The 24,288-nt window shown below is 50.9% G+C and carries 22 protein-coding genes and 2 pseudogenes; 5 read left to right on the forward strand and 19 right to left on the reverse strand.

Annotation, left to right across the window (positions count from 1 at the left end):
* Positions 1-122 precede the first annotated feature (122 nt).
* The 3 genes from FFT88_RS09910 (at position 123) to flk (ending at position 2,279) form a co-directional block, all read left to right on the forward strand.
* Entirely contained in the window at positions 123-320 is a 198-nt protein-coding gene (locus tag FFT88_RS09910; protein ID WP_001353016.1) for a Com family DNA-binding transcriptional regulator, read from the forward strand.
* Positions 265-1,056: a site-specific DNA-methyltransferase gene (locus FFT88_RS09915; protein WP_000215750.1), complete on the forward strand. Its 792-nt coding sequence runs from the start codon at positions 265-267 to the stop codon at positions 1,054-1,056. The genes FFT88_RS09910 and FFT88_RS09915 overlap by 56 nt, the downstream gene beginning before the upstream one ends.
* A 230-nt stretch (positions 1,057-1,286) precedes the next feature.
* On the forward strand, positions 1,287-2,279 hold the full coding sequence (gene flk, locus FFT88_RS09925; protein WP_135404687.1) for a flagella biosynthesis regulator Flk: 993 nt from the start codon (positions 1,287-1,289) through the stop codon (positions 2,277-2,279).
* Here the strand turns inward: flk and FFT88_RS09930 are convergent.
* Both FFT88_RS09930 and fabB read right to left on the reverse strand, forming a co-directional pair.
* Positions 2,276-3,454, reverse strand: coding sequence for an MFS transporter (locus tag FFT88_RS09930; protein ID WP_135404686.1), 1,179 nt, complete (start codon positions 3,452-3,454; stop codon positions 2,276-2,278). The genes flk and FFT88_RS09930 overlap by 4 nt on opposite strands.
* A 240-nt stretch (positions 3,455-3,694) precedes the next feature.
* On the reverse strand, positions 3,695-4,915 hold the full coding sequence (gene fabB / locus FFT88_RS09935; RefSeq protein ID WP_000817178.1) for a beta-ketoacyl-ACP synthase I: 1,221 nt from the start codon (positions 4,913-4,915) through the stop codon (positions 3,695-3,697).
* A 158-nt stretch (positions 4,916-5,073) separates the two neighbouring features.
* Between fabB and mnmC the strand changes: the two genes are divergently transcribed.
* Positions 5,074-7,080 carry a bifunctional tRNA (5-methylaminomethyl-2-thiouridine)(34)-methyltransferase MnmD/FAD-dependent 5-carboxymethylaminomethyl-2-thiouridine(34) oxidoreductase MnmC gene (gene mnmC, locus FFT88_RS09940; RefSeq protein WP_135404685.1) on the forward strand — a complete coding sequence of 669 codons (2,007 nt, stop codon included), beginning with the start codon at positions 5,074-5,076 and terminating at the stop codon, positions 7,078-7,080.
* Positions 7,081-7,201: 121 nt separating this feature from the next.
* On the opposite strand, the gene FFT88_RS09945 is transcribed toward mnmC, so the two are convergent.
* The 6 genes from FFT88_RS09945 to prmB are packed head-to-tail and all read right to left on the reverse strand — an operon-like array spanning position 7,202 to position 11,751.
* Positions 7,202-7,480 carry a YfcL family protein gene (locus FFT88_RS09945; protein WP_000559761.1) on the reverse strand — a complete coding sequence of 93 codons (279 nt, stop codon included), beginning with the start codon at positions 7,478-7,480 and terminating at the stop codon, positions 7,202-7,204.
* A gap of 33 nt (positions 7,481-7,513) precedes the next feature.
* Positions 7,514-8,062, reverse strand: coding sequence for an elongation factor P hydroxylase (gene epmC / locus FFT88_RS09950; protein WP_135404684.1), 549 nt, complete (start codon positions 8,060-8,062; stop codon positions 7,514-7,516).
* Positions 8,062-8,871 (reverse strand): sulfite exporter TauE/SafE family protein, encoded by an 810-nt coding sequence (locus FFT88_RS09955; RefSeq protein WP_064526496.1) that lies wholly within the window; start codon positions 8,869-8,871, stop codon positions 8,062-8,064. The genes epmC and FFT88_RS09955 overlap by 1 nt, the downstream gene beginning before the upstream one ends.
* Positions 8,871-9,695: a penicillin-insensitive murein endopeptidase gene (gene mepA, locus FFT88_RS09960; protein WP_001043813.1), complete on the reverse strand. Its 825-nt coding sequence runs from the start codon at positions 9,693-9,695 to the stop codon at positions 8,871-8,873. Before mepA ends, FFT88_RS09955 begins: the two co-directional genes overlap by 1 nt.
* A gap of 3 nt (positions 9,696-9,698) precedes the next feature.
* Positions 9,699-10,784, reverse strand: a complete 1,086-nt coding sequence (gene aroC / locus FFT88_RS09965) for a chorismate synthase (protein ID WP_135404683.1) — start codon at positions 10,782-10,784, stop codon at positions 9,699-9,701.
* Between the two features lie 34 nt (positions 10,785-10,818).
* A complete protein-coding gene (gene prmB / locus FFT88_RS09970; RefSeq protein WP_130207278.1) occupies positions 10,819-11,751 on the reverse strand; it encodes a 50S ribosomal protein L3 N(5)-glutamine methyltransferase in 933 nt (310 codons plus the stop codon).
* 166 nt (positions 11,752-11,917) lie between these two features.
* Here prmB and smrB point away from each other — a divergent pair, with 166 nt between their 5' ends.
* Positions 11,918-12,469 carry an endonuclease SmrB gene (smrB, locus tag FFT88_RS09975; RefSeq protein WP_000730806.1) on the forward strand — a complete coding sequence of 184 codons (552 nt, stop codon included), beginning with the start codon at positions 11,918-11,920 and terminating at the stop codon, positions 12,467-12,469.
* 44 nt (positions 12,470-12,513) lie between these two features.
* On the opposite strand, the gene FFT88_RS09980 is transcribed toward smrB, so the two are convergent.
* The 11 genes and pseudogenes from FFT88_RS09980 to FFT88_RS10030 all read right to left on the reverse strand — a co-directional run bounded on the left by FFT88_RS09980 (position 12,514) and on the right by FFT88_RS10030 (position 24,148).
* Entirely contained in the window at positions 12,514-13,335 is an 822-nt protein-coding gene (locus FFT88_RS09980) for a StfH/YfcO family fimbrial adhesin (protein WP_135404682.1), read from the reverse strand.
* A gap of 1 nt (position 13,336) precedes the next feature.
* Positions 13,337-13,822 (reverse strand): fimbrial protein, encoded by a 486-nt coding sequence (locus FFT88_RS09985; protein ID WP_130217206.1) that lies wholly within the window; start codon positions 13,820-13,822, stop codon positions 13,337-13,339.
* A 41-nt stretch (positions 13,823-13,863) separates the two neighbouring features.
* Positions 13,864-14,343: a fimbrial protein gene (locus FFT88_RS09990; protein ID WP_135404681.1), complete on the reverse strand. Its 480-nt coding sequence runs from the start codon at positions 14,341-14,343 to the stop codon at positions 13,864-13,866.
* Entirely contained in the window at positions 14,340-14,837 is a 498-nt protein-coding gene (locus FFT88_RS09995; protein WP_131162052.1) for a fimbrial protein, read from the reverse strand. Before FFT88_RS09995 ends, FFT88_RS09990 begins: the two co-directional genes overlap by 4 nt.
* Before the next feature lie 15 nt (positions 14,838-14,852).
* The gene (locus FFT88_RS10000) at positions 14,853-15,554 is read right to left on the reverse strand and encodes a fimbria/pilus periplasmic chaperone (protein ID WP_240731067.1); all 702 of its coding nucleotides are present in this window, start codon (positions 15,552-15,554) and stop codon (positions 14,853-14,855) included.
* A 70-nt stretch (positions 15,555-15,624) separates the two neighbouring features.
* Positions 15,625-18,261, reverse strand: coding sequence for a fimbrial biogenesis outer membrane usher protein (locus FFT88_RS10005; protein ID WP_135404679.1), 2,637 nt, complete (start codon positions 18,259-18,261; stop codon positions 15,625-15,627).
* Between the two features lie 82 nt (positions 18,262-18,343).
* Complete coding sequence (locus tag FFT88_RS10010; protein ID WP_130207292.1) at positions 18,344-18,910, reverse strand: fimbrial protein; 567 nt, start codon at positions 18,908-18,910, stop codon at positions 18,344-18,346.
* A gap of 632 nt (positions 18,911-19,542) precedes the next feature.
* Positions 19,543-20,028 (reverse strand): phosphohistidine phosphatase SixA, encoded by a 486-nt coding sequence (gene sixA / locus FFT88_RS10015; RefSeq protein WP_130207294.1) that lies wholly within the window; start codon positions 20,026-20,028, stop codon positions 19,543-19,545.
* A 201-nt stretch (positions 20,029-20,229) separates the two neighbouring features.
* Positions 20,230-22,375: pseudogene (gene fadJ / locus FFT88_RS10020) on the reverse strand (fatty acid oxidation complex subunit alpha FadJ).
* Positions 22,375-23,684 (reverse strand): annotated as a pseudogene (fadI, locus tag FFT88_RS10025) (acetyl-CoA C-acyltransferase FadI). Before fadI ends, fadJ begins: the two co-directional pseudogenes overlap by 1 nt.
* A 179-nt stretch (positions 23,685-23,863) precedes the next feature.
* Entirely contained in the window at positions 23,864-24,148 is a 285-nt protein-coding gene (locus FFT88_RS10030; protein ID WP_001296261.1) for a YfcZ/YiiS family protein, read from the reverse strand.
* Between the last annotated feature and the right edge of the window lie 140 nt (positions 24,149-24,288).

Genomic DNA, 24,288 nt, shown 5'->3' on the forward strand with positions numbered 1-24,288 from the left:
TCACAAATGAGGGCACCATACATAAGCAATAGGCATAACAGATCGATGCAATAAATCCGATCGATAAAAACGATCGATTTGTTATCATATCGACAGCAGTAACCACACAAGAGGTGCCGCAAATGACGCAAAATGTACGATGCAAAAATTGCAACAAACTACTTGCCCGCGCCTCATTTCACTACATTGAAATAAAATGTCCGCGCTGCAAAACACTTAACCAGATAACGAGAGCCATCGAGCACCCCACACACATGAGGAGTTATGACCGTGGGGATCGCAATCCAGCACCAACCAGCACATACACCGGAACACACTAAGGTTTATCAGACTGACAATGCCACGCTCTGTCGTGGGAATGCGCTGGAAATATTGCCGCTGATTGAGCCAGAAAGCATTGATGCCTTAATCACTGACCCGCCTTACAGTTCGGGCGCGACACACAAGGCCGGACGCACCAACCAGGGCAGCCATGCAAAATATCTGAACGGCGAGAACCTTCACCGCTTTGATGGGTTCGCGGGTGAAAACATGGACGCCCGTTCGTGGGCTTACTGGACACAATTATGGATGGCACAGGCACACCGCGCAGTCAGGCCGGGCGGTTATGCCTTGGTATTTACTGACTGGCGACAACTACCAGCTTTAACCGATGCGTTTCAGGCCAGTGGCTTTACATGGCGCGGCATTATTGCGTGGAACAAAGGGAGGGGGTCACGAACACCACATACCGGATATTTCCGGCATCAGTGCGAATACATCGTCTGGGGCAGCAAAGGCCATTTAGATAAATCGCCTTCGGGACCGTTCGACGGCTGCATGACGTTCCCGGTTATCCCGTCAAAGAAAATGCACCCGACCGGAAAACCAGAAGAACTAATGGCGGAACTGGTCAGGACTGTGAATAGTGGCGGAACAGTCCTTGATCCTTTTATGGGGTCAGGGACAACGGGTGTGGCTGCACTGAAAGCAGGACGCAAATTTATTGGTATAGAAACCAGTGATCATTATTTTGATGTAGCAACACAACGGCTCAAAACGGCGATCGAACCATAAGACAAAGCCCGCAATGTTGCGGGCTTACTCTACCTCTCGAAAATGTGGTCACTGCGTGGACATACGCTGATACAAATCCTTTTATATCAATAAATTAAATCTTTGTTTTTTTCATCAACAAGGATTTTCACGTTTGTGGTACCTGTATGAGAACGAGAGTTAACCGGACAAGTGTGCCATAATCTCGCGGCCAGGCATACTTGCGATGATTTCAGGTATAAGGATACGTAATGATACAACCAATTTCCGCCCCTCCTGGGCAACCACCGGGTCAGGGGGATAAACTGTCGTCTGGCGCAGGCAATCAGCCTTTATCCAGCTTGCAACGTACAGTGCTGGAAAGTTTGATAACCAAAGTGACTTCGCTGACGCAACAGCAGAGAGCGGAATTGTGGGCCGGTATAAAGCACGACATCGGTCTGCCGGGCGATTCACCGTTACTTTCACGCAATTTCCCCGCCGCAGAACAAAACCTTGCACAACGTTTACTGGCCGCGCAAGAAAGCCATTCTGTCCGCCAGCTTTTGGCGCAATTGAGCGAGTACTTACGGCTGGGGAATAATCGTCAGGCGGTCACAGATTACATTCGTCATAACTTTGGTCAGACGCCGCTGAATCAACTCTCACCGGAGCAATTAAAAACCGTCCTGACGCTGTTACAGGAAGGGAAGATGGTTATCCCGCAGCCGCAACAGCGCCAGGCGACCGATCGCCCTTTGCTACCGGCAGAACACAATACGCTTAAGCAACTGGTGACTAAACTCGCGGCGGCAACAGGAGAACCCAGCAAGCAGATTTGGCAATCTATGCTGGAACTTTCTGGGGTAAAAAATGGTGAGTTGATCCCGGCCAAAATGTTTACCCACCTGGTTACCTGGTTGCAGGCACGCCAGGTGTTAAGTCAGCAAAATACACCGACGCTGGAGTCGCTTCAGATGGCGCTAAAACAGCCACTGGATGCCAGCGAGTTGACAGTATTATCGAGCTATGTTGAGCAAAAATATGGCCTTTCTCAGCAATCAGCCCTGACTTCCGCACAGGCCGAGGATATCCTCAACCAGCTTTATCAACGGCGGGTGAATGGGATTGAACCGCGAGATATTCAACCGTTGCTCAATCCCTTTACGCCATTCATTAACACGATGCAAGAAATGGCCATGCGCCCCAGCCTGTGGATATTGCTGACCGCCATCATCGTGATATTGGTCTGGTTATTGAGTTAACCACGACGAAATGACAGTATCGTCACGATAATCCCCAGCACCGCCGATATCGCCCCGGCAAGGAATACCGACGAGTAGCCAAATGTGGTCGCCAGGACACCTGCCAGTGGCCCGGAAACACCGAGGGCGATATCCTGAAACGCCGCATAACCGCCGAGCGCAGTACCGCGAACCTGAGACGGAACGCGCTTAACCACTTCCACACCAAGCGCCGGGAAGATAAGTGAACACCCTGCCCCGGTTAACGCCGCACCAGCTAACGCCGCCCACGCGCCAGGCGCTTGCCAGAGCAGCAACAAACCTACCGTTTCGACAAGCAAAGAGACAATCGCCACTTTCACGCCGCCAAAACGGTCTGGCATCCAGCCGAACATCACGCGCATCACGACAAATGCGCCGCCAAATGCGGTGAGTGTAAAACCTGCCATCGCCCATCCTTTGCTGGCAAAGTAGAGCGATACAAAGGTTCCGATAACCGCAAAGCCAACGCCCTGAAGCGCCAGACCAAGACCCGGTTTCCAGATAAGTCCGACAACGCTCCACAGCGATGGACGTTCTCCCGCCATTGCCGGTACTTTGCGGACTGTGCCGTTACAAGCCCACGCCAGTAAAGGTAATGCCATTGACGTAAGCGCCAGTGCGGCAAAACCGTAATGGCTATGAATCAACAAACCAAGCGGTGCGCCCACCGCCAGTGCGCCATAAATCGCCATCCCGTTCCACGACATCACTTTGCCTGAGTGTTTCGGCCCGACAATGCCCAATCCCCAGGTCAAAGCGCCCGTCAGCAACTGGCTTTCGCCAAATCCAAGAATCAAACGTCCGACGACCAGCAGGGCAAATTTAATCGGTGCGGAGACAGGCAAAAGCGCCGCCAGCAGCAGCGCGCCGCCAGCCAGACCACAGGCGAACATACCCTGAAGCGCCGAACGTTTTGCACCATATTGATCGGCCAGCCGTCCGGCGTAGCCACGCGTCAGTACCGTAGCCAGAAACTGAATCCCGACGGCAATTCCGACCATGGTGTTGCCATAGCCCAGTTCATGATGAACAAACAGCGGGATAACTGGCAACGGCAGCCCTACGGTCATGTAGGTGAGAAAAACCGCAAAAGCGATGCGGAAGAGCGAACAATTGGCAGAAGATCGTGTTTCTGTTTGGCTTACAGCAGTCATGCATTACTCCAGAATGCAGCGCAAGGCGAGGAGTCTCCCCGTCTCATCTCTCTGGTTTTCAGGGTTACGGTGCGTTGGCAGGATTTAACGCGAACGTCTTTTCAGACGGAAATCGACAAAGCGGGAAGTTTGCCTGGAACAGGCGGCGATTGTCAATGATGTGAAAAAGGGAACCATCGGGTTCCCTTTTGCGTTAGTGCCGGATGCGACGCTGACGCGTCTTATCCGACCTACTCCGAATTAATCTTTCAGCTTACGCATTACCAGCGTGGCGTTGGTGCCGCCGAAGCCGAAGCTGTTAGACATCACGGTGGTCAGTTCGCGATCGGTCGTTTCGGTCACGATGTTCAGACCCGCAGCCTGCTCGTCCAGCTCTTCAATGTTGATGCTCGGGGCGATAAAGCCGTGTTCCAGCATCAGCAGAGAGTAGATAGCTTCCTGTACGCCAGCAGCGCCCAGAGAGTGACCGGTCATTGCTTTGGTTGCAGAAATCGCCGGGCTCTTATCGCCGAACACTTCACGGATAGCCGCCAGCTCTTTCACGTCGCCAACCGGAGTCGAAGTACCGTGGGAGTTCAGGTAGTCGATTGGGGTATCAACACCGTGCATCGCCATCTTCATGCAGCGCACTGCGCCTTCGCCAGACGGAGCAACCATGTCTGCGCCATCAGACGTTGCGCCGTAGCCAACGATTTCAGCGTAGATATGAGCACCACGTGCCAACGCGTGTTCCAGTTCTTCGACCACCACCATACCGCCGCCGCCAGCGATAACGAAACCGTCACGGTGAGCGTCATAAGTACGGGAGGCTTTTTCCGGGGTGTCGTTGTATTTGGTAGACAGCGCGCCCATTGCGTCGAATTCACAGGCCATTTCCCAGCACAGCTCTTCGCCGCCGCCGGCAAACACGATGTCTTGTTTGCCCAGTTGGATCTGCTCTACTGCGTTACCGATACAGTGTGCGGAAGTCGCACACGCGGAGCTGATGGAGTAGTTAACGCCGTGGATTTTGAACGGCGTGGCGAGGCAGGCAGAAACGCCAGATGCCATCGCTTTAGTGACCACATACGGGCCAACCGCTTTCAGGCCACGCGGGCCGCGCATTGCGTCAGCGCCGAACACCTGGAAACGCGGAGAGCCGCCGCCGGAACCTGCAATCAGGCCAACGCGCGGGTTATTCTGGTAAGCTTCCGGGGAGAGGCCAGCATCTGCAATTGCCTGCTCCATAGAAAGGAATGCATAAATGGATGCGTCGCTCATAAAGCGCACAACTTTGCGGTCAATGAGGCCAGTGGTATCCAGTTTTACGTTGCCCCAAACGTGGCTACGCATGCCGGAATCCTTCAGCTCCTGAGAGAAAGTGATCCCTGAGCGTCCTTCACGCAGAGATGCCAGGACTTCCTGCTGGTTATTACCGATGCTGGAAACAATGCCCAGGCCAGTAATCACTGCACGTTTCATTCAATACCTCTGTAAGTCGCACATAGAGTAAGTTTCGAATGCACAATAGCGTACACTTGTACGCCGAACAAGTCCGATCAGCCAATTAATAGAGAAATTTGCGCAGCCTGGCACACATCGCTAAGATCGAGCCACCGCCTGTAAGACGAGTAACTTACGTGAAACACTACTCCATACAACCTGCCAACCTTGAATTTAATGCTGAGGGTACACCTGTTTCCCGAGATTTTGACGATGTCTATTTTTCCAACGATAACGGACTGGAAGAGACGCGTTATGTTTTTCTTGGGGGTAACCAATTAGAGGCACGCTTTCCTGAGCATCCGCATCCTCTGTTTGTGGTAGCAGAAAGCGGCTTCGGCACCGGATTAAACTTCCTGACGCTTTGGCAGGCATTTGATCAGTTTCGCGAAGCGCGTCCACAGGCGCAGTTAAAGCGCCTCCACTTTATAAGTTTTGAGAAATTTCCCCTCACCCGTGCGGATTTAGCGCTAGCGCACCAACACTGGCCGGAACTTGCGCCGTGGGCGGAACAGCTTCAGGCGCAGTGGCCTTTGCCCCTGCCCGGTTGCCATCGTTTATTGCTCGATGAAGGCCGCGTAACGCTGGATTTATGGTTTGGCGATATAAACGAACTGACCAGCCAACTGGACGATTCGCTAAATCAAAAAGTAGATGCCTGGTTTCTGGACGGCTTTGCGCCAGCGAAAAACCCGGATATGTGGACGCAAAATCTGTTTAACGCCATGGCACGACTGGCGCGTCCGGGCGGCACGCTGGCGACATTTACTTCTGCCGGTTTTGTCCGCCGCGGTTTGCAGGAAGCCGGATTCACCATGCAAAAACGTAAGGGCTTTGAGCGCAAACGGGAAATGCTTTGTGGGGTGATGGAACAGACATTACCACTCCCCTGCTCCACGCCGTGGTTTAATCGTACGGGCAGCAGCAAACGGGAAGCAGCGATTATCGGCGGCGGTATTGCCAGCGCGTTGTTATCGCTGGCGCTATTACGTCGCGGCTGGCAGGTAACGCTTTATTGTGCGGATGAGGCCCCCGCGCTGGGTGCTTCCGGCAATCGCCAGGGGGCGCTGTATCCGCTTTTAAGTAAACACGATGGGGCGTTGAACCGCTTTTTCTCTAATGCGTTTACTTTTGCTCGTCGGCTTTACGACCAATTACCCGTTAAATTTGATCATGACTGGTGCGGCGTAACGCAGTTAGGCTGGGATGAGAAAAGCCAGCATAAAATCGCACAGATGCTGTCGATGGATTTACCCGCAGAGCTGGCTGTAGCCGTTGAGGCTAATGCGGTTGAACAAATTACGGGCGTTGCGACAAATTGCAGCGGTATTACTTATCCGCAAGGTGGCTGGCTGTGTCCGGCGGAACTGACCCGTAATGTGCTGGAACTGGCGCAACAGCAGGGTTTGCAGATCCATTATCAATATCAGTTGCAGGATTTATCCCGTAAGGATGATTGTTGGTTGTTGAATTTTGCAGGTGATCAGCAAGCGACGCATAGTGTGGTGGTACTGGCGAACGGGCATCAAATCAGCCGTTTCAGCCAAACGTCGTCTCTGCCAGTATATTCAGTTGCTGGTCAGGTCAGCCATATTCCGACAACGCCGGATCTGGCGAAGCTGAAGCAAGTGCTGTGCTATGACGGTTATCTCACGCCGCAAAATCCGGCGAATCAACACCATTGTATTGGTGCCAGTTACCACCGTGGTAGCGAAGAGACGGCATACAGTGAGGAAGATCAGCAGCAGAATCGCCAGCGGTTGATTGATTGTTTCCCGCAGGAACAGTGGGCGAAAGCGGTTGATGTCAGTGATAAAGAGGCGCGCTGCGGTGTGCGTTGTGCCACCCGCGATCATCTGCCAATGGTAGGCAACGTGCCTGATTATGACGCTACACTCGTGGAATATGCGTCGCTGGCGGAACAGAAAGATGAGGCGGTAAGCGCGCCGATTTATGACGATCTCTTTATGTTTGCTGCTTTAGGTTCGCGCGGTTTGTGTTCTGCCCCGCTGTGTGCCGAGATTCTGGCGGCACAGATGAGTGAAGAACCGATTCCGATGGATGCCAGTACGCTGGCGGCGTTAAATCCGAATAGGTTATGGGTGCGGAAGTTGTTGAAAGGTAAAGCGGTTAAGGCGGGATAATCTGCTTTGGCATTGTTTGTCGGATGCGACGTGAACGCCTTATCCGACCTACGTGTGACCTGTAGGCCTGATAAGACGCGATAAGCGTCGCATCAGGCATGGTGCTCCAGACGCCAACAACTTACTGCTGTGACGCCTGCTGAAACAGGTGTTCCCACATATCGGTTACCAGCGCCTGGTCACGCGGCGACAATTCACCAGCACCAATGGCTTTTTCCAGACTCTGGCTAACGGTCGTATGCACCGCCTGAGCGGAGTGGTCATCACCACTTTCCAGTTCTGCGATGGCTAATGTCAGGTGGCCACGCAAATACCCACTGGCAAACAACTCATCATCACTGGCATGGTCAACCATACCGTCGATTAATGCCAGAATGCGTGATTCAAACTCCGCGATCATCTTCTTTCCTCATTGTAAAACGTGGCGCCGGCTTCAGTTGAGCGCTTCCGGCCACGGGAATTGTTCCGCCGTAATTTCCGGCGTGTGATAATAATTTTGTAGCGCTTTAATTAAGCGTGCCGGACGTTCTGGAATACCGTTAGCCAGATAATCCATCACCTGCGCATGTACCCGCCGTTGAAACACCACGCGATCCGGTTCGAAATCCCCTTCCAGATTGTCGCAACTGACGTTAAACGGATATCCCGCCGCCACGCAGAACAACCAGTCCAGCGCCTGCGGCTTCACTTCAACATCTTCAAACTGACTTTGCGTCTGGGCATCGCGTCCGTCCGGGCAATACCAGTAACCGAAATCAACCAGCTCACGGCGCGCTTTCCCGGCAATGCACCAGTGCGAAATCTCATGAATTGCGCTGGCATAAAAGCCATGAGCAAAGACGATTCGGTTATACGGTAATTCCGCATCAGCAGGAAGATAGATCGGTTCGTCGTCGCCTTTAATCAGACGGGTATTAAATTCATCGGCAAAGCAGCTATTAAAAATTTCAATCAACTGCTCATAGTGGTGTGTACTGTTCATTAGTTCATCCCCAACCAGTGGAGGATCTCCTGTCCGTGGCTATCATAAAGTAATTTGGCACTCATCACCGCCGAGACGATAACGATCATCGGGCGGATCAGCTTTTGTCCTTTGCTCAACACCAGTCGTGAACCCATGCGCGCCCCGAGGAACTGCCCCACCAGCATCACAAATCCCGTCGCCCAAATCACTTTGCCGCCGAGAATAAACAGCAGCAAACCGCCGATGTTTGACGTTGCGTTAAGTAATTTGGCGTGAGCCGTGGCTTTGGCGAGGTTGAATCCACACAGCGTAACGAAAGCCAGCGCGTAAAACGATCCGGCAGCCGGGCCAAAGAATCCGTCATAAAAACCGACGCAGCCACCGGCAATTAACGCGAAGGGTAAACCGTACATCCGGCGCTGGCGATCTTCTTCACCCAGCTTTGGCATCAGCAAGAAATAGAGGCCGATGCAAATCACGAGGATGGGCAATATCTGCCGTAATATATCGGCCTGAACATATTGCACCAGCAGTGCGCCACTCATTGAGCCGACAAAGGTCATGGCGATATTAAGTTTCTGATCGCTTAAACTAACCACTTTGCGGCGAATAAAGTAGATAGTGGCGGAAATAGAGCCACCGCAGGCTTGCAGTTTGTTAGTTGCCAGCGCGTTAGCGGGAGACATCCCCGCCGCCATCAATGCCGGAATGGTGAGTAACCCACCGCCACCGGCAATCGAGTCGATAAATCCCGCCAGCATGGCGACAAAAAAGAGAACTCCCAGCAGCAGCGGGGAAACCATAAACAGGCTATTAAACGTTTCCATTAGATCACGTGCTCATCCAGTAGCGCCTGGCAGGAAGGCGGCAACGGAGGCGGTGTCTTCTTCTCAGGCTTTGTTGTTCCCGGTTTTGGAGGTTCAAACCAGCTTTGCAGTTCTGCCCCGCAGCCATCGCCCGGTGGCGGTAAAGGTTGATCTTCACACTCCAGACTATCGGCAGGACAACGTAATCGTACATGCATATGCGCGCGATGCTGGAACCAGGGTCGCACTTTGCGCAACCAGTCGCGATCGGTGCCCGCATCAAGGCAAAGTTGTTGTTTAATCGCCGGATTAACAAAAATGCGCGTGACGTCTTTGTCCTGGGCGGCGAGCTTGATCAAGCTGAAAATTTCTGGCTTCCACAGCGTGGGGACAACGTGTTTACCGTCGCGGGAAACTAAGTCCAGTGCTTGCGGGCGCAAGAGTTGCGCGGAGGTCCAGCGTGTTTTCGGCAGTTGCAGGAAGATATCGACATCCAGTCCGGTCTGGTGGCTGGCGTGACCGCCGTTGAAACGCCCACCAGCAGGCATTCCCATATCGCCAATCAACACCGTACCCATGCCCAGATTGCTCACCTGGCTACTCAGGCGCTGGATAAACATCACCAGATCCGGGTGTCCGAAATAGCGACGCTGATCGGTACGCATGACCTGATAATGTTCGGACTGTATCGGCAACGTGTCAGCGCCGACGATACAACCATTGGAAAAACTGCCTATCGATTGTGCGCTACCCGGCACAGGTTGGGTTATTTTTTGCCACGGCGTCGCTGCCAGGCTGGCGCTACTGGCAAGCAGGGCCAGCAGCGCAATCGCAGTTTTGTTCATTTTTTACCAGCGTGGAATATCAGTCTTCACATCGGCATTTTGCGCCCGTTGCCGTAACAGGTGATCCATTAAAACGATCGCCAGCATCGCTTCAGCGATCGGCACTGCGCGGATCCCGACGCAAGGATCGTGACGGCCTTTGGTGATCATCTCAACTTCTTCGCCAAAGCGGTTAATGGTGCGCCCCGGCACGGTAATGCTGGAGGTCGGTTTCAGCGCCATATGGGCAATGATTTGCTGCCCGCTGCTGATACCGCCGAGAATGCCGCCTGCATGGTTGCTCTGGAAACCGTCTTTGGTGATTTCGTCGCGGTTCTGGCTGCCGCGCAGCGCCACCACGTCAAAACCATCGCCAATTTCCACGCCCTTCACCGCGTTAATGCTCATCAACGCATGGGCGATATCTGCATCCAGACGATCAAATACTGGTTCGCCAAGTCCGACAGGGACGCCACTTGCTACAACGGTGACTTTCGCGCCGATGGAGTCGCCCTCTTTTTTCAGCGCGCGCATCAGTTCATCTAAGGCTTCGATTTTGTCCGGGTCCGGGCAGAAGAACGGATTTTGCTCGACCTGCGACCAGTCTTTGATTTCCAGCGGAATGTCGCCCATCTGGGTCAGGCAGCCGCGAATTTCAATACCAAATTTCTCGGCGAGATATTTTTTGGCAATCGCCCCTGCCGCCACACGCATGGCGGTTTCGCGGGCGGAAGAACGTCCGCCGCCGCGATAATCGCGCAGACCGTATTTTTGTTCGTAGGTGTAATCGGCATGACCCGGACGGAAAACGTCCTTAATCGCACTGTAATCCTGAGAACGCTGGTCGGTATTTTCGATCAACAAGCCAATGCTGGTGCCAGTAGTAACGCCTTCAAAAACACCGGAGAGAATTTTGACCTGATCCGGCTCGCGGCGCTGGGTGGTATAGCGCGATGTCCCAGGGCGACGACGGTCGAGGTCATGTTGCAGGTCCGCTTCCGTCAGCGGAATGCCTGGCGGAACACCATCGACGATGCAACCGAGCGCCAGCCCGTGCGATTCGCCGAAGGTGGTTACGCGAAAGAGTTGTCCAATTGTGTTTCCAGCCATCACGGCTCCGTTATTGTTGTGTTTGCGTGTTTACTTAATCTTTATAAATCGCGAAATGTTCACGTGCCGCAATAAGCTGCGCTTTGGTGAGCATAAACACACCATCGCCGCCGTTATCAAACTCCAGCCAGGTGAACGGAACATCCGGATATTGTTCCATAAGATGTACCATGCTGTTGCCGACTTCACAAATCAGCACGCCATCATCAGCAAGGTAATCTGCCGCATTACCGAGAATGCGACGCGTCAGTTTCAGGCCGTCGGTGCCAGATGCCAGCCCCAGTTCCGGCTCGTGGCGGTATTCGTTTGGCAGGTCGGACATATCTTCCGCATCGACATACGGCGGGTTAGTGACGATCAGGTCGTACTGCACTTTCGGTAAATCACGGAACAGATCGGAACGAATCGGGATGACGTTGTGGATCAGGCCGTGTTCTTCGATGTTCTGTTCGGCAACCGCCAGCGCGTCAGGAGAGATGTCTACCGCGTCGACCTCCGCTTCCGGGAAGGCATAAGCACAGGCAATCGCAATGCAGCCGCTTCCTGTGCACATATCTAAAATGTGCTGCGGTTGCTTGCTGATAAGTCCGGCAAATTTATTGTTGATCAGTTCACCAATCGGCGAGCGCGGCACCAGCACACGTTCATCGACGTAAAATTCATGGCCGCAGAACCAGGCTTTGTTGGTCAGATAAGCCACCGGAATGCGCTCGTTGACGCGGCGGATCACGCGCTCAACAATACGGTGTTTTTCGCTGGAGGTCAGACGCGCATTGCGCATATCTTCCGGAATATCCAGCGGCAGGTAGAGCGACGGCAACACCAGTTGCACCGCTTCATCCCACGGGTTATCGGTACCGTGACCGTACCAGATATTTGCCGCGCTGAAGCGGCTAACCGACCAGCGCAACATGTCCTGAATGGTTTGCAGCTCATTTACTGCTTCATCAACGAAAATTTTATCCACGTATTCCTCCAGGGCATGATCGCAATAATTTCGGCGGCTAGTTTGCCATGAAGATGACGATAAATCAGCATTCACGCGGCGATGACACAGGAAAATTATGTTTTGTCCGATCGATTGGGCTGCGAGTCGGGTAAACTGTAGGAAAAGAAAAAATAGAGACGCATAAATGAAAAAGAAAACAACACTTAGCGAGGAGGACCAGGCTCTGTTTCGCCAGTTGATGGCGGGGACTCGCAAGATTAAGCAGGACACGATTGTCCACCGACCGCAGCGTAAGAAAATCAGCGAAGTGCCGGTTAAGCGGTTGATTCAGGAACAGGCTGATGCCAGCCATTATTTCTCAGATGAGTTTCAGCCGTTATTGAATACCGAAGGCCCGGTGAAATATGTTCGCCCAGATGTCAGTCATTTTGAGGCGAAGAAACTGCGACGCGGTGATTATTCGCCGGAGCTGTTTTTGGATTTGCACGGTTTGACGCAGCTACAAGCCAAGCAGGAACTAGGGGCGTTGATTGCCGCCTGCCGCCGTGAACATGTATTTTGTGCCTGCGTGATGCATGGACACGGTAAGCATATTTTGAAGCAACAAACACCACTGTGGCTGGCGCAACATCCGCATGTGATGGCGTTTCACCAGGCACCGAAAGAGTACGGTGGTGATGCGGCATTGCTGGTGTTGATTGAAGTGGAAGAGTGGCTGCCGCCGGAGTTGCCCTGAATGCTGAACCGGATACGACATAAACGCCGTATCCGGTTTGGTCACTACAACATATTCAGCACATACTGGAATCGGCAAGTGGAATCTATAGGTTGTGGTGTAGTGGTATCGACACGTACCACAATATCGTGCAGTTGCTTGTCAGTTATCGCATGTCGGTTTGGTATGGTTGTCACTTTGTTATCGGTACAACCATATGACGTAAAAGTGATCATTTGCGATACAAAGCGACAATATGCGCCACGATCGTCAAATTGGCTACCATCACACAACTTGCCATCCTTCATCAAAAAGGTGGGGAGTGTATTTTCGATTACCCCTCCAGTGGATTTCAATGATAATAGCTTGCTACGTACTACCGAATTTGGGCTCCATGAAACATCATAAGGGTCTAAAGGAATCGGCGGACATGTGGAGTTAAAAGTCGATGGTCCCATATAAACAACACCACTTCTTCTTGATTGTGATTTGATATTACTGGTCACTATCCAGGGACAGCCACCAGGATCTCCTTCAACGATGATGTCCATGATCACCTTGTTACAAGTAAATTCTCCCGATGCCGGCAGCCCTGGACAATTCGATGGATCAATAGATTCCCCACTTTTCACATTAATTTTGGGGGCTGGCCCTGGCCCATTCCAGGATATATTCGGAATATCTCCGACCAGAAGAGTATAACCATCCCGGTGATATTCTCCCTGATATACACCTGATGAGGTTTGAACATTAAGTTCATACCAGGTTGAGGTATTAAAGTTACCGGCATAACCCATGTCGGTGTGCATATCACGAAACGTTATTGATGCCATCGCGGTAGGTAACATCAATACAAGTAAGCAAAAAAAATAGCGTAATTTTTTCATTTTAAAGGTACTCAAACGTTGCGGTTAGCTGAGCGGTAAAATTACCGGGAGTCACATCACGACCGCTTTTTGCCTGTAACCAGGCGCGAAAATTTAGGCTATTGCTGCCATTATTAAGTACAAAGGTCGCACCAGTAGTACTGTTGATGGCGACAGGTGTGCCGTCGTTTTTTTCCATACCTATACCTACTCCCTGCGCACCCGATGACGCATCCAGCGCCAGAATACCCGGCTGTTCGCTATCTTCTGTGCCGGTCAAGGTTACCTTTACGTTGTATGAGGTTGGCCCCTTACAGTCTTTCAGTTGAAAAACTACAGGCTGGCGGGCCGACTGCCCGGCGACCATTAAATCTTGTGTACTCACCGTAGGAAACTGCACTTCTGCCAGCAATCCTTGTGTCTCTACTGGCGTACAAGTTTTATTCAATAGATTACCGTAAAAATGCAGGTTATCAGCCGCCTGCACCGGCGCTACACAGATCAGCATTAAGCTCCCCAGCAGCGTTGCGAGAACATATTCTTGTGTTTTCATTGGTAATCCACCTGTAGCGTGGCATACGCGGAAAATGCTCCGTCTCCCAACACCGCGCCGCTGGCTTTCACCGGTACCGCCTTGAGCATTGGGGGGCTGGCAGGATCAATACTCAGAGGTTTATCCAGCTCAAACGGACTGCCATTTTGTTGCATTTCAATGCCCAGGTCGGTAACGCTGGTCTGGACTGCCGACGTATTGTAATTGGTGGGAGTCCCCTTCCAGGTCAGAGTCATCTCCCAAACCGCATCACGAACTCCAGAATCACAGGTGATCTCATAGGGTACAGTCTGACGAAAGTTAACACCGTCAATGTCATTAATAAGGATGTCGCCAAAATCCACTTCAATGGTTTTCCCGCCGCTAATGGTACAAACTGGCGGTGATACCAAAGTTCCGTGAAAAGTAATGTCTGGTGTCGCCGCCTGTACCACGCAACAGCAACCACAAATCACAAAAAAAACGAGTCGTTTCATTGGTAATCCACCACCATCGTCATACTGGCGTTAAATTCCGATGCCGCGAGTGATACACCGCTCTCTTTTACTGGCACCGCTTTCAGTTTCGGTTGGCTGTTGATGTTGAAAGGCGTCCAGTTGTTTTCGCCAATCGGAAACAGCGAATTATCAGACGCACTTTCAATTCGAATCCCAAATCCAGAAATTCCTGTACTCAACACTGTTTCGCCATTAATCGTGGTAGTCGTTCCCTTAAACTGCATTTGCAGGTCGTCACTTAGACTTCCCTTACAGTCCAATTTGTACTCAGCATTCATGCGATAGTTGGTGCCATTGATCTTTTTGATGATCACATCACCAAACTCCACAGCACTACCCGTTACTGAACAAGGTGGCGGAGCATCGACCAGCACCCGCAATATCAGATCAACGGATTTCGATTCTCCGCCTGCCGCAGGATGGCTCACCACACCAAAAACCAGCAGTAATTTAACCAGAAACATCTTTCTCATCGGATTCTCCTGGAATCAGCCTTTGCTGCTTAGTTCTTCATCCACCAGGCAGGCACTACCGCTACAGCGGAAAAAGAGCGGCATACGCGCACCATAGTCGTTGACATAGGTCAGCACTGGTGTGCTATCCATTTTCACGTTTAACGGGGCGTTGGTTTTGGGCAGCATGACTAATGGCGAGAAACCCGCCGCTGGATTGCCATTTTTCTGCGTACTGGCGTTGCTGATGATGACGTAATACGCCGTTGGGTTATTGACGGTAAATTCCTGGCCGCTGCGGGTTAGGGTCACTTTATGCTGCCAGGGAGTTTGTGTGCTGCTTTTTTCCAGTGCCTTAGGACGCCAGAAAAGTTTGATACGTGTCTGCAGAGCAATTTGCAGCGTGTTAGCTTTATTCGATTTAGGCGGGATCTCGCGAACGTTAAAGTAGAACATCGTTTCGCGATCGGTAGGCAATTTGTGGATATCTGGCAATCCCTGAATTTTCACCTGACCGTTCATCATCGCATCAATACGCTGTACAGGAGGTAAAACAGCTAATGGTGAACTCACCTTGTTACCCTTTTCATCTTCAATCCAGCTTTGCGCCAGGTAAGGAAGTTTAGGATCGTTATTACGTAGGGTAACACTAATAGATTTGTCACTTTCGTTAAAAATCAAACGGGTTCGATCGGGCGTCACTGAAGCCTGTGCGTAAAAACTTGCAGCCGCCGCCATCAACGTCAATGTAGTGACGATCTTTTTTGAAGAGATATGTTTAGACATAGATCATTCCTTAATCACGTTATTAATTCGATGAAACAGACATTGGTGGTTCCATTGGTGTCACCTGTTGTGTCTGCTCCTGAATGACGGGCTGAATATCATGTGATATTGCGGGAGCACTTCCCCCAATTTGCTGGCATGGCAACAGCAAGCCATTGAAGAGATCATCCGGTAGCGGGTCCGGCAGACTGATATCGCAGTGGGATTCTCCCTCCCAGGATACCGTCATGCGTTCACCTGGTTTAACGCCCGCCAGATAGACATTACCTTCATCATCAACCAGACCAACTTGCTGTTTATTAACATTTTTCACTTCCGCACCAAATGGCGGATGACTACCATCCTGCAATCGCAATACCGCCATTGCTTTCTGCCCACTGATCACAGCAAATTTACGATAACCAATGGCACCTTCCGTTAGCGTTGCCTGGACCACCGACTGGGTGGCCTCAGCATTTTCTGGCAGGTTATTCAAATCGATATAAGCCTGATTACGGTAGTAATCGTTAACATCGGCCACTACGGCTTTACCAAACATGTTGGTATAAACAGCGGCACCGTTGCCTTCTACTGGCACATTGGCAACGCCATCGGCATCAATCAGCAAACGCGTGCCGCCCATGTTCTGCGTGCGATGCAGCGCGCCGCCGTGGGCAGTCAGCGTTGCCCCGCCCTGTAAAGAAATACCCGCGGAAGTGTATTGCCCTTCATGATAGTTGGCACTCAGGTCAACTTTTGCCATCGTGCCATCATGGCTGTAATAGCCATCCACACTGGCGTGGTTTTCACTGGTGCCTGCACTCAGCGTATAGTGGCTGGCGTCATCTATTCGATGGTACAAGCTCGCCTGGCTGCTGTCGGCACCACTGCCATAGTTGCCGTTGTAACTAATGGTGCTGCTGTCACCCCACGGCAGGCTTAAGGAAAGATAAATACCTTTATCGGCATTGTTATCGTATTCATAGCGATAACCGGTCAGAGAAACGCTCATGTTTCTGATACTTCCCATATTGAAATAATGAGAAAGCATCATGTTGTAGTTGGTTTGATCTTCGCGGTCCCAGTAGGTGTGGTGGGAATAGTTGAGATAGACCGAAACACGCGCATCCCTGAAGTTCTGGTTGTAAGTGACCGTATACATCTCTTTGTCGTTACCCGTGCGCGCCCGATCGGCGTTGTTGGCATCCAGGTATTCGCTCATGGTCATGTAGTTTTTTTCAGAGAAGCGATATCCGGCAAAGGTCACTCGACTGTTGAGTTCATCAAAATCTTTGGCATAACTGACTCGATAAGAGTTACCGTCCAGCGTTTTGTTGCCGTATACGCTGTTGTCGTCAAAACGAGTACGGGAGTGGGTAACATCAAACGCTAACGCGCCAAACAGCGCCAAATCGCGCCCAAGCCCAATTGCCGCCGACTGATAGTTTTCATCCGCTAATGCGCCGCCGTAAAGTGACCAGCCATTGGCTATCCCCCATGATGCTTCGCCTCCAGAGAAGAAACTCCCTTCGACGTGATGATCCCAGTTTTGCGGGCGGCCCATCGCCACTTTGTATCGCACCTGGCCCGGTCGGGTCAGAAACGGCATAGAAGCCGTGCTGACGTCATATTCCTGCACCTGACCGTTTTGTTCTTCGATGCGGACATGCAGCGTGCCAGATACCGAATCACCAATATCCTGAATACGGAATGGACCTGCGGGGACCTGAGTTTCATAAAGAACGCGCCCCATTTGCGTTACGGTCACTTTCGCAGAGGTATGCGCGACGCCGGAAATATCCGGAGCGTAGCCGCGAAGGTTTGGCGGCAACATTTGATCGTCGGTGCTAATGCTACCGCCAATGTAACTGAAGCCATCAAAAATATCGGAGTTGAGGTAATCTTCACCCAGCGAAAGTTTGGCTTTTAATGACGGTAAGGCGCGCCAGGCGTAGTAACGGCTCCACTCCCAATTTTTTTGCGTGCCGCTATCGTTAACATCGCCCTCATCATTACTGCGGGTATGCTGATAGTCGCTCTGCCAGTCGGCACGCAGACGCCACGGGCCAAGGTTAACGCCAACCGTACCATTACCGCTGATATCGTTAGTATCATCCCCCCCCTCTTCATGCCGGGTCTGGGCGTTGATACTGTAATCGGCAATAAGACCGGGAATACCTTCATCCCAGCGTGAAGGCGGATCCCATTCACTATCGGTATATTCGAGATAAGCCTGCGGCAAAGAAATCACGAGAACTGACTGGCTTAAATCACCAGTAATTTCCATGCCATTTAGAGGTTCAGTATTCAGACACTGACCATCACGAATCCATTGCAAATTCTTCGTGATATCTTCTTTAAAGCCTAACTGAGCAACCAGTTCAGGCGGTAAGCAGGCATACGATTTATCAGGATTGTTTTCGACTGCGTACCAGTAGATATCGTATTCATCAGGTAAGGATTGGTTATTTACATGAACCTGTAAATTATATTTACCCGGCTCAACATAACCTTTTTGGGAAAAACGCCCCAAATCAATTTTGGTATTCCCTTTTAACTCCAGAAATCGGGCATCAAACTGAATGGTATCATCTGCCAGGGCATAAAATGGACTTCCGGAAATTGCCAGAGCAATCCACCACGAAAGCCCCCGTAAACGGAGAAAAGAATGTTCGGGCATTTACGTATCCATCCGTAATTATTATATTTTAATTATCTTTTATTTAAAAACCCCATAACTTTACAGTTATGGGGGAATCACATTAGAGATACGTGATCTGGAACGTTGTTAGCGTTTCAAACGGAGCTGGGGTTGGTGTTACCGCAGCAGTTTCACCTACTAACCAGGCTTTAAATTTCAACGTTTGTTTCTGTTTGCCTTTACCCGTTGAACTGTCCATTGCGATGGCCTGATCGATACCTTTGCCCAGGTCATAACCTTTACCACGTTGGTCGCCAATCACCAGACTTACGTTTGGAACTTCGGTGCCATTATCCAGGTTAGACAGCGAATAGTTATTTGGGTTACCGGAATACGGATTACCGGTAAATGTCGTGGTCATCGTTGTTTCAGTATTGAAATTGCAATCCTGTAAACGAATCTGGAAATCTTTTGGTGTGGTAGTTTTGCCACCCGTTAAAGAACCGGTACCGATGCTCCCCATATCCACTTCCAGCTTATGGTCATCAGGAACAATTGAGCACGGAGAGTCTTCAATTATGCCGAAAAATCTCACTGTACCGTTGTTCCCTGCGGCTACGACTGATGCTGAAGTCAGCGCCCCCATAAGCATTGCTGTGGCGACGGCTGCTTTTACAAACTTACTCATTATTTGTCCTTAAATCATAAATAATTAAAATGTCAGCCAACTGACATATTAATACTGAATATAATAACTTTCAGTGTAATTTGCAGTGGCTTATAACCCACCATTGAATAGGATTTCTGAGGTCACGTAAGATGATATTCTTTGGCGTGGCGAGCATGTTGATATTATAGAGCGCGTGACACAATTTAAATTTACTAACAACAATATTTAGAAATATTTAAATGATTAACAAAACAAATAACATTTTGAGAATTTCCCTGGAATTACGTGATAAATGACTAAAATATGGTATAAACACATCATGGAGTGAATGATTAAAGAGCAAAAAACAACCAACAACAAATAACACGATTGTATTTTTATTTTTTGCCGATACAATATTAAAATACTATAATTAATATAAAATCAAGACCAAAAAATATCTCTTTTCTACTCTCTTATTCTGCGTTCACAGTGGTTAACTCTGGAAATAAAATACAAGAAAAGATAATGAATATTTCTAGATGTAACTTTATGCAAATCGGCGATTAAACGCTAAAAAGATGCCATCTGCATCGTTATTGGGAGAATTTCAATAAGGTATGAACAATTCAGGCCCGATAGCTTGCACCATCGGGCACTTTACGATCACATCAGATAGCTTTTGCCATCTTCAGATTACACGGGCTCATCTGCCAGTTGAATGTGCCGTTTCCGCTTTCATCAAGCGTTACGCTGGCAATGGCCGAAGTGGTAAACATAGGCGGTGTTTCGCCCGGACATAACTCGGCAACCAGATACCCAACTAACGGTAAGTGAGAGATAACCAGTACCGAAGCGACACCTTCGTTGGTCAGCGCCTGTAAATATGCACTGACCAGCCCTACATCGCCGCAGGGCGTCAACTCCGGCAGAACTTCCACGTTGGAAGGCAGGTTCATACAATCCCCTACTTCCTCCAGTGTTTGCTCGGCTCGCAGGAACGGGCTCACCAGAACACGTTCGACTTCCACTTTTTGACCTTTCAACCAGTTCGCCATCAGGCGAGATTCGTCACAACCGTTAGTGGTCAGAGGACGAACCGAATCACTGGCGGCATCGAGGGCTGCGTCGCCGTGACGCATGATAAAAACTTGCATATTGCACCGCTTTTGTTAACCAGATTCACCCGCCCCGTTCATCTGAAACCAGAGAAACAAGGCGGTGGCCGGCATTGTGCCTTATCCATTCACCGAATGAAACGCTGTTTTTTACCTCAATGGCGCAAGTATAGTCAACATGCGTTTACATTTTGACCAACCCTCCGCCATTCAGCGCGGATTCATATAGCTTTGACCCTTTTATTGAGGGTCAGTTGCACTTGTTTTCCAAAAACTTTGCCCGCGCTCGCTCATCTCTAATAAACGACTCGCAAGGGGTAAAACGAGAACCATACTGCGTGGCCAGTCGTTGCATTGTTGCAACGACTTCCCCCGCGCCGAGAGCATCGATATATCGGAACGGGCCACCAAGAAACGGTGGGAAGCCTATTCCAAATACCGCGCCAATATCCCCGTCACGCACACTTCGGATAACCTGCTCGTCCAGACAACGTACTGCTTCATTCAGCATCAACATCACACACCGTTCAGCAACCTGCGGTGCGGAGAGTCGCCCCTGCCCTTGTACACCAATTAGCGGGTAAATGGCGGGATCGACCTGTTTTTTGCTTTTACGCCCTTTTTGGCCATAAAGATAGAAACCTCGGCCATTTTTTCTGCCTTTGCGATCATCATTCAAAATTGAAGAAACAACATTTGCAGGCGCGCTAAAACGTTCTCCATAAGTTGCTTCCAGTACAGGAATAATTTTAGTCCCGGTATCAATTCCTACCTCATCCAAAAGTTGGATTGGCCCCACCGGAAAACCAAATTTCACCAGCGCGGCATCAATATGCTCAACACGTTCGCCTTCGGTCAACATGCGGATAGCTTCATTAATATACGGCGCCAGGATGCGATTGACATAAAACCCAGCTTTATCCTTTACCACAATCGGCGTTTTGCCCTGTTTTTTCGCCAGTTTTACCGTGGTGGTGATGGTTTTCGCCGATGTCCCCGCATAAGGAATGATTTCCACCAGCGGCATTTTTTCCACCGGGCTGAAGAAATGCAGGCCGATAACTTGCTCTGGTCGCGTGGCGTGCGCAGCAATATCGCTAATCGGTAAAGAGGACGTGTTCGAGGCAAAAATGGTATGAGAAGCGCAGTTTTGCTCAACTTCTGCCACCATCTGCTGTTTTAATTCGAGATTTTCAAACACCGCTTCAATAATCAGATCGCGATGGGCAAAGCCGCGATAGTCCGTCGTTCCGGAGATTAATGCCAGTTGCTTGTCGCGTTCGCTGGCTTTGAGATGACGACGGCGTACTTTACCCTCCAGCTGATCCCAACTGTATTTCAGCGCATGATTTATGCCCTGGGCGTTGATATCTTTAATTCTTACCGGCAGACCCGCTTTACAGGCAGTAACGTAGGCAATTCCACCGCCCATCAACCCGCCGCCTAAAATCCCCACGCTGTCTAATGGCGCAGGCGGCGCATCACTGCCGGGATCTTTCTTCACTTCCGTACTGGCAAAAAAGATATTGCGCAGCGCCTGCGATTGCGGCGTCATCGCCAGTTCACCAAACGCCCGAGCTTCGGCGTCATAGCCACTGCTGGTTCCCTGCGCTAAACCGGTTTCAATAACGTCAAGAATTCGTTTTGTTGCTGGATAGTTACCCTGAGTTTTTTGCTCTGTTTTCTTGCCTACCATTTTGAACAACAATGCACGACCTAACGGCCCCGCCAGAATTCGCTCGCGTACAGGTAGAGGGCGGGAAGATGGACGATCCTTCTTTGCCAGCTCAACAGCGGCTTCCAGCAAAATGGAGTGCGGAACGACGTCATCCACCAGCCCCAGCTTTAACGCCTGTTTCGCCCGAAGTTGTTTTCCGGTGAGGATCATCTCTAATGCTGTGCTGACACCTGTCAGGCGTGGCAAACGCTGAGTTCCGCCTGAACCTGGCAATAATCCAAGCTGAACCTCCGGCAAACCGAGCACAGTTTTAGGATCGTCAGTACAGACACGGCCATGACATGCCAGCGCCAGCTCCAGCCCGCCCCCCAGGCAAGCGCCGTGAATAGCGGCAATAACCGGAACAGGCAGAGCATGAATCTCCGCCATCAACTGTTGGCCCTGCCGCGCCAATGCTTCCGCTTCTTGCGCCGTTTTGCAGTTGCCGATCATGTTGATGTCTGCGCCAGCGATGAAATTGTCTGGTTTAGCGGAGACAAACACCACGCCGCGCAACTCTTTGTTTTCACGGAGTTGCTTAATAATGGCGCGCACCTGCGAGGCAAATTCCGCCTTCAGGGTATTCATTTTCTCGCCGGGAACATCAATGGTGATAACGGCAATGTTGTCCAGACGGACATTGAGGGTAAACGCTGATACCATTTCCATTATTCCGCCTCCACAACCATTGCCGCGCCAAGCCCACCTGCGGCACAGGCAGTCACCAAACCAAACCCACCGCCGCGACGCCGCAGTTCATGTAAGGTCTGAGTAATCATCCGCGCGCCGGTAGCCGCGAAGGGATGGCCATAAGCAATCGAGCCGCCAAGCACGTTAAATTTGCTATCGTCAACTTCGCCAGTGGCATGTGCACGCCCCAATACGTCGCGAGCAAAACGTTCGCTGCCAAGCAACTGAATATTGGCCAACGTCTGGGCGGCAAACGCTTCGTGCATATCAATCAACGTCAGATCGGCCATTGTCAAACCAGCACGTTCCAGCGCCAGCGGTGTTGACCAGGCCGGACCGAGCAGCATGTCCTGCCAGACATCAATAGCGGTAAATGCGTAGCTGCGCAGATATCCCAGCGGCACCAGCCTAATTCTTTCGCCCGGGATTCAGTCATCAGGATCACCGCTGCCGCGCCATCGGTCAGCGGCGTACTGTTTGCCGCCGTTACCGTTCCGTGTTTGCGATCAAACGCCGGGCGCAGCTTTGCGTAATCGGCAAGCGTGGAATTGCCGCGAATATTATTATCTTCCGCAAGAGGCTGTTTATAAGGCGGGATATAAGCGGTCATGACTTCTTCTTTTAATTTACCGTCTGACCACGCCTGGGCGGCACGTTGATGCGAACGGTGGGCCAACGCATCTTGCTGTTCACGGGTGATGCCGTACGTTTTCGCCATTTGTTCGGCGGTGTCGCCCATCCGTAATCCAGTGGAGTATTCCGCCACTGCCGGAGGCACCGGCATTAAGTCACGCAAACGTAAGCGAGAAAAGAGTTTCAGGCGCTGGCTCATGGTTCGAGCTTTGTTGACATCAACCAGCACGCGCGCCAGTTTTTTACTGACGCCAATTGGCAATACGGAAGAGGAATCTGCCCCGCCGGCAATCCCCGCTCGAATAGTTCCCGCCATCAGGCTTTCTGCAACGTTTGCAACCGCCTGGAAACTGGTAGCGCAAGCGCGGCTGACGCTGTAAGCATCGGTATGCACATTCATTCCAGTACCGAGAACAATTTCACGCGCAATGTTGGGCGCTTCCGGCATTTGCACAACCTGACCGAAGACCAGTTGCTCAATCACTTCTGCGGGAATTTCGCTGCGTGCCAGCAATTCGCCCACAACCATCTTCCCCAAATCAACAGCAGGAATGCCATGAAAAGCCGTCGCCTGGCGGGCAAAAGGCGTACGTAACCCGCTAACGATGGCGATACGATCGCCCTGACGGGTAATCAGCGGTAAAACCTGACCCATAACACTCCCCTGTAAAAAAAAATATAAAGTGGTCTGACCTGATCATAGTCTTAACCATTTTTTTACATTTAGCCAAGCGGAGAAAAGGGAAAGTGGGAGCTATGACACAGTGAAGACAGGAGAAAGAAAAGAAAACGCCCCTGCCTGTTGCTGGCAGGGGCGTACGTACCCGAGAGGAATTAACGCAGACCCAGCTGGAAGATCAGCATTTCAGCTTCGCAGGCAAAAGTGAAATCGATATCCAGACGCACACCGTCAGACTCTTCAGTGAAAGTCGGGGTGATTTTGCACGGTTCGGATTCCACGCTACGGGCTTTTTCAGTCAGCGCCGCCAGCGTTTGTTCTGCTTCTGCGCGGTTTGCAAACACGCGGCTGTAAGACGCGGTGCAGTCGGAGTTGTCCATAATGGTGCCAACATCCATACAGCAGCAAACCGGGGTTTCATCAGCACTACATTTACTCATCGTTGATTTCCTCTGTATGTGCACCTAAGGTGCCAGATAAACGTTGCGGATATTTTACGCTTCTGAAAAGTGCCACTCCAGTTGTTAATTCTGCAAAATCGGATAAGTGACCGAAATCACACTTAAAAATGATCTAAAAC

It is taken from the genome of Escherichia sp. E4930 (genome assembly GCF_005845405.1).
In the GTDB taxonomy this organism is placed as follows: Bacteria; Pseudomonadota; Gammaproteobacteria; order Enterobacterales; family Enterobacteriaceae; genus Escherichia.

What these genes read in the sequence shown, in the direction of transcription:
- FFT88_RS09910 (WP_001353016.1), top strand. Translation starts at nt 123, where the DNA reads ATGACGCAAAATGTACGATGCAAAAATTGCAACAAACTACTTGCCCGC.
- FFT88_RS09915 (WP_000215750.1), top strand. Translation starts at nt 265, where the DNA reads ATGACCGTGGGGATCGCAATCCAGCACCAACCAGCACATACACCGGAA.
- flk (WP_135404687.1), top strand. Translation starts at nt 1,287, where the DNA reads ATGATACAACCAATTTCCGCCCCTCCTGGGCAACCACCGGGTCAGGGG.
- FFT88_RS09930 (WP_135404686.1), bottom strand. Translation starts at nt 3,454, where the DNA reads ATGACTGCTGTAAGCCAAACAGAAACACGATCTTCTGCCAATTGTTCG.
- fabB (WP_000817178.1), bottom strand. Translation starts at nt 4,915, where the DNA reads ATGAAACGTGCAGTGATTACTGGCCTGGGCATTGTTTCCAGCATCGGT.
- FFT88_RS09945 (WP_000559761.1), bottom strand. Translation starts at nt 7,480, where the DNA reads ATGATCGCGGAGTTTGAATCACGCATTCTGGCATTAATCGACGGTATG.
- epmC (WP_135404684.1), bottom strand. Translation starts at nt 8,062, where the DNA reads ATGAACAGTACACACCACTATGAGCAGTTGATTGAAATTTTTAATAGC.
- FFT88_RS09955 (WP_064526496.1), bottom strand. Translation starts at nt 8,871, where the DNA reads ATGGAAACGTTTAATAGCCTGTTTATGGTTTCCCCGCTGCTGCTGGGA.
- mepA (WP_001043813.1), bottom strand. Translation starts at nt 9,695, where the DNA reads ATGAACAAAACTGCGATTGCGCTGCTGGCCCTGCTTGCCAGTAGCGCC.
- aroC (WP_135404683.1), bottom strand. Translation starts at nt 10,784, where the DNA reads ATGGCTGGAAACACAATTGGACAACTCTTTCGCGTAACCACCTTCGGC.
- smrB (WP_000730806.1), top strand. Translation starts at nt 11,918, where the DNA reads ATGAAAAAGAAAACAACACTTAGCGAGGAGGACCAGGCTCTGTTTCGC.
- FFT88_RS09980 (WP_135404682.1), bottom strand. Translation starts at nt 13,335, where the DNA reads ATGAAAAAATTACGCTATTTTTTTTGCTTACTTGTATTGATGTTACCT.
- FFT88_RS09985 (WP_130217206.1), bottom strand. Translation starts at nt 13,822, where the DNA reads ATGCTGATCTGTGTAGCGCCGGTGCAGGCGGCTGATAACCTGCATTTT.
- FFT88_RS09990 (WP_135404681.1), bottom strand. Translation starts at nt 14,343, where the DNA reads ATGAAACGACTCGTTTTTTTTGTGATTTGTGGTTGCTGTTGCGTGGTA.
- FFT88_RS09995 (WP_131162052.1), bottom strand. Translation starts at nt 14,837, where the DNA reads ATGAGAAAGATGTTTCTGGTTAAATTACTGCTGGTTTTTGGTGTGGTG.
- FFT88_RS10000 (WP_240731067.1), bottom strand. Translation starts at nt 15,554, where the DNA reads ATGGCGGCGGCTGCAAGTTTTTACGCACAGGCTTCAGTGACGCCCGAT.
- FFT88_RS10005 (WP_135404679.1), bottom strand. Translation starts at nt 18,261, where the DNA reads ATGCCCGAACATTCTTTTCTCCGTTTACGGGGGCTTTCGTGGTGGATT.
- FFT88_RS10010 (WP_130207292.1), bottom strand. Translation starts at nt 18,910, where the DNA reads ATGAGTAAGTTTGTAAAAGCAGCCGTCGCCACAGCAATGCTTATGGGG.
- sixA (WP_130207294.1), bottom strand. Translation starts at nt 20,028, where the DNA reads ATGCAAGTTTTTATCATGCGTCACGGCGACGCAGCCCTCGATGCCGCC.
- FFT88_RS10030 (WP_001296261.1), bottom strand. Translation starts at nt 24,148, where the DNA reads ATGAGTAAATGTAGTGCTGATGAAACCCCGGTTTGCTGCTGTATGGAT.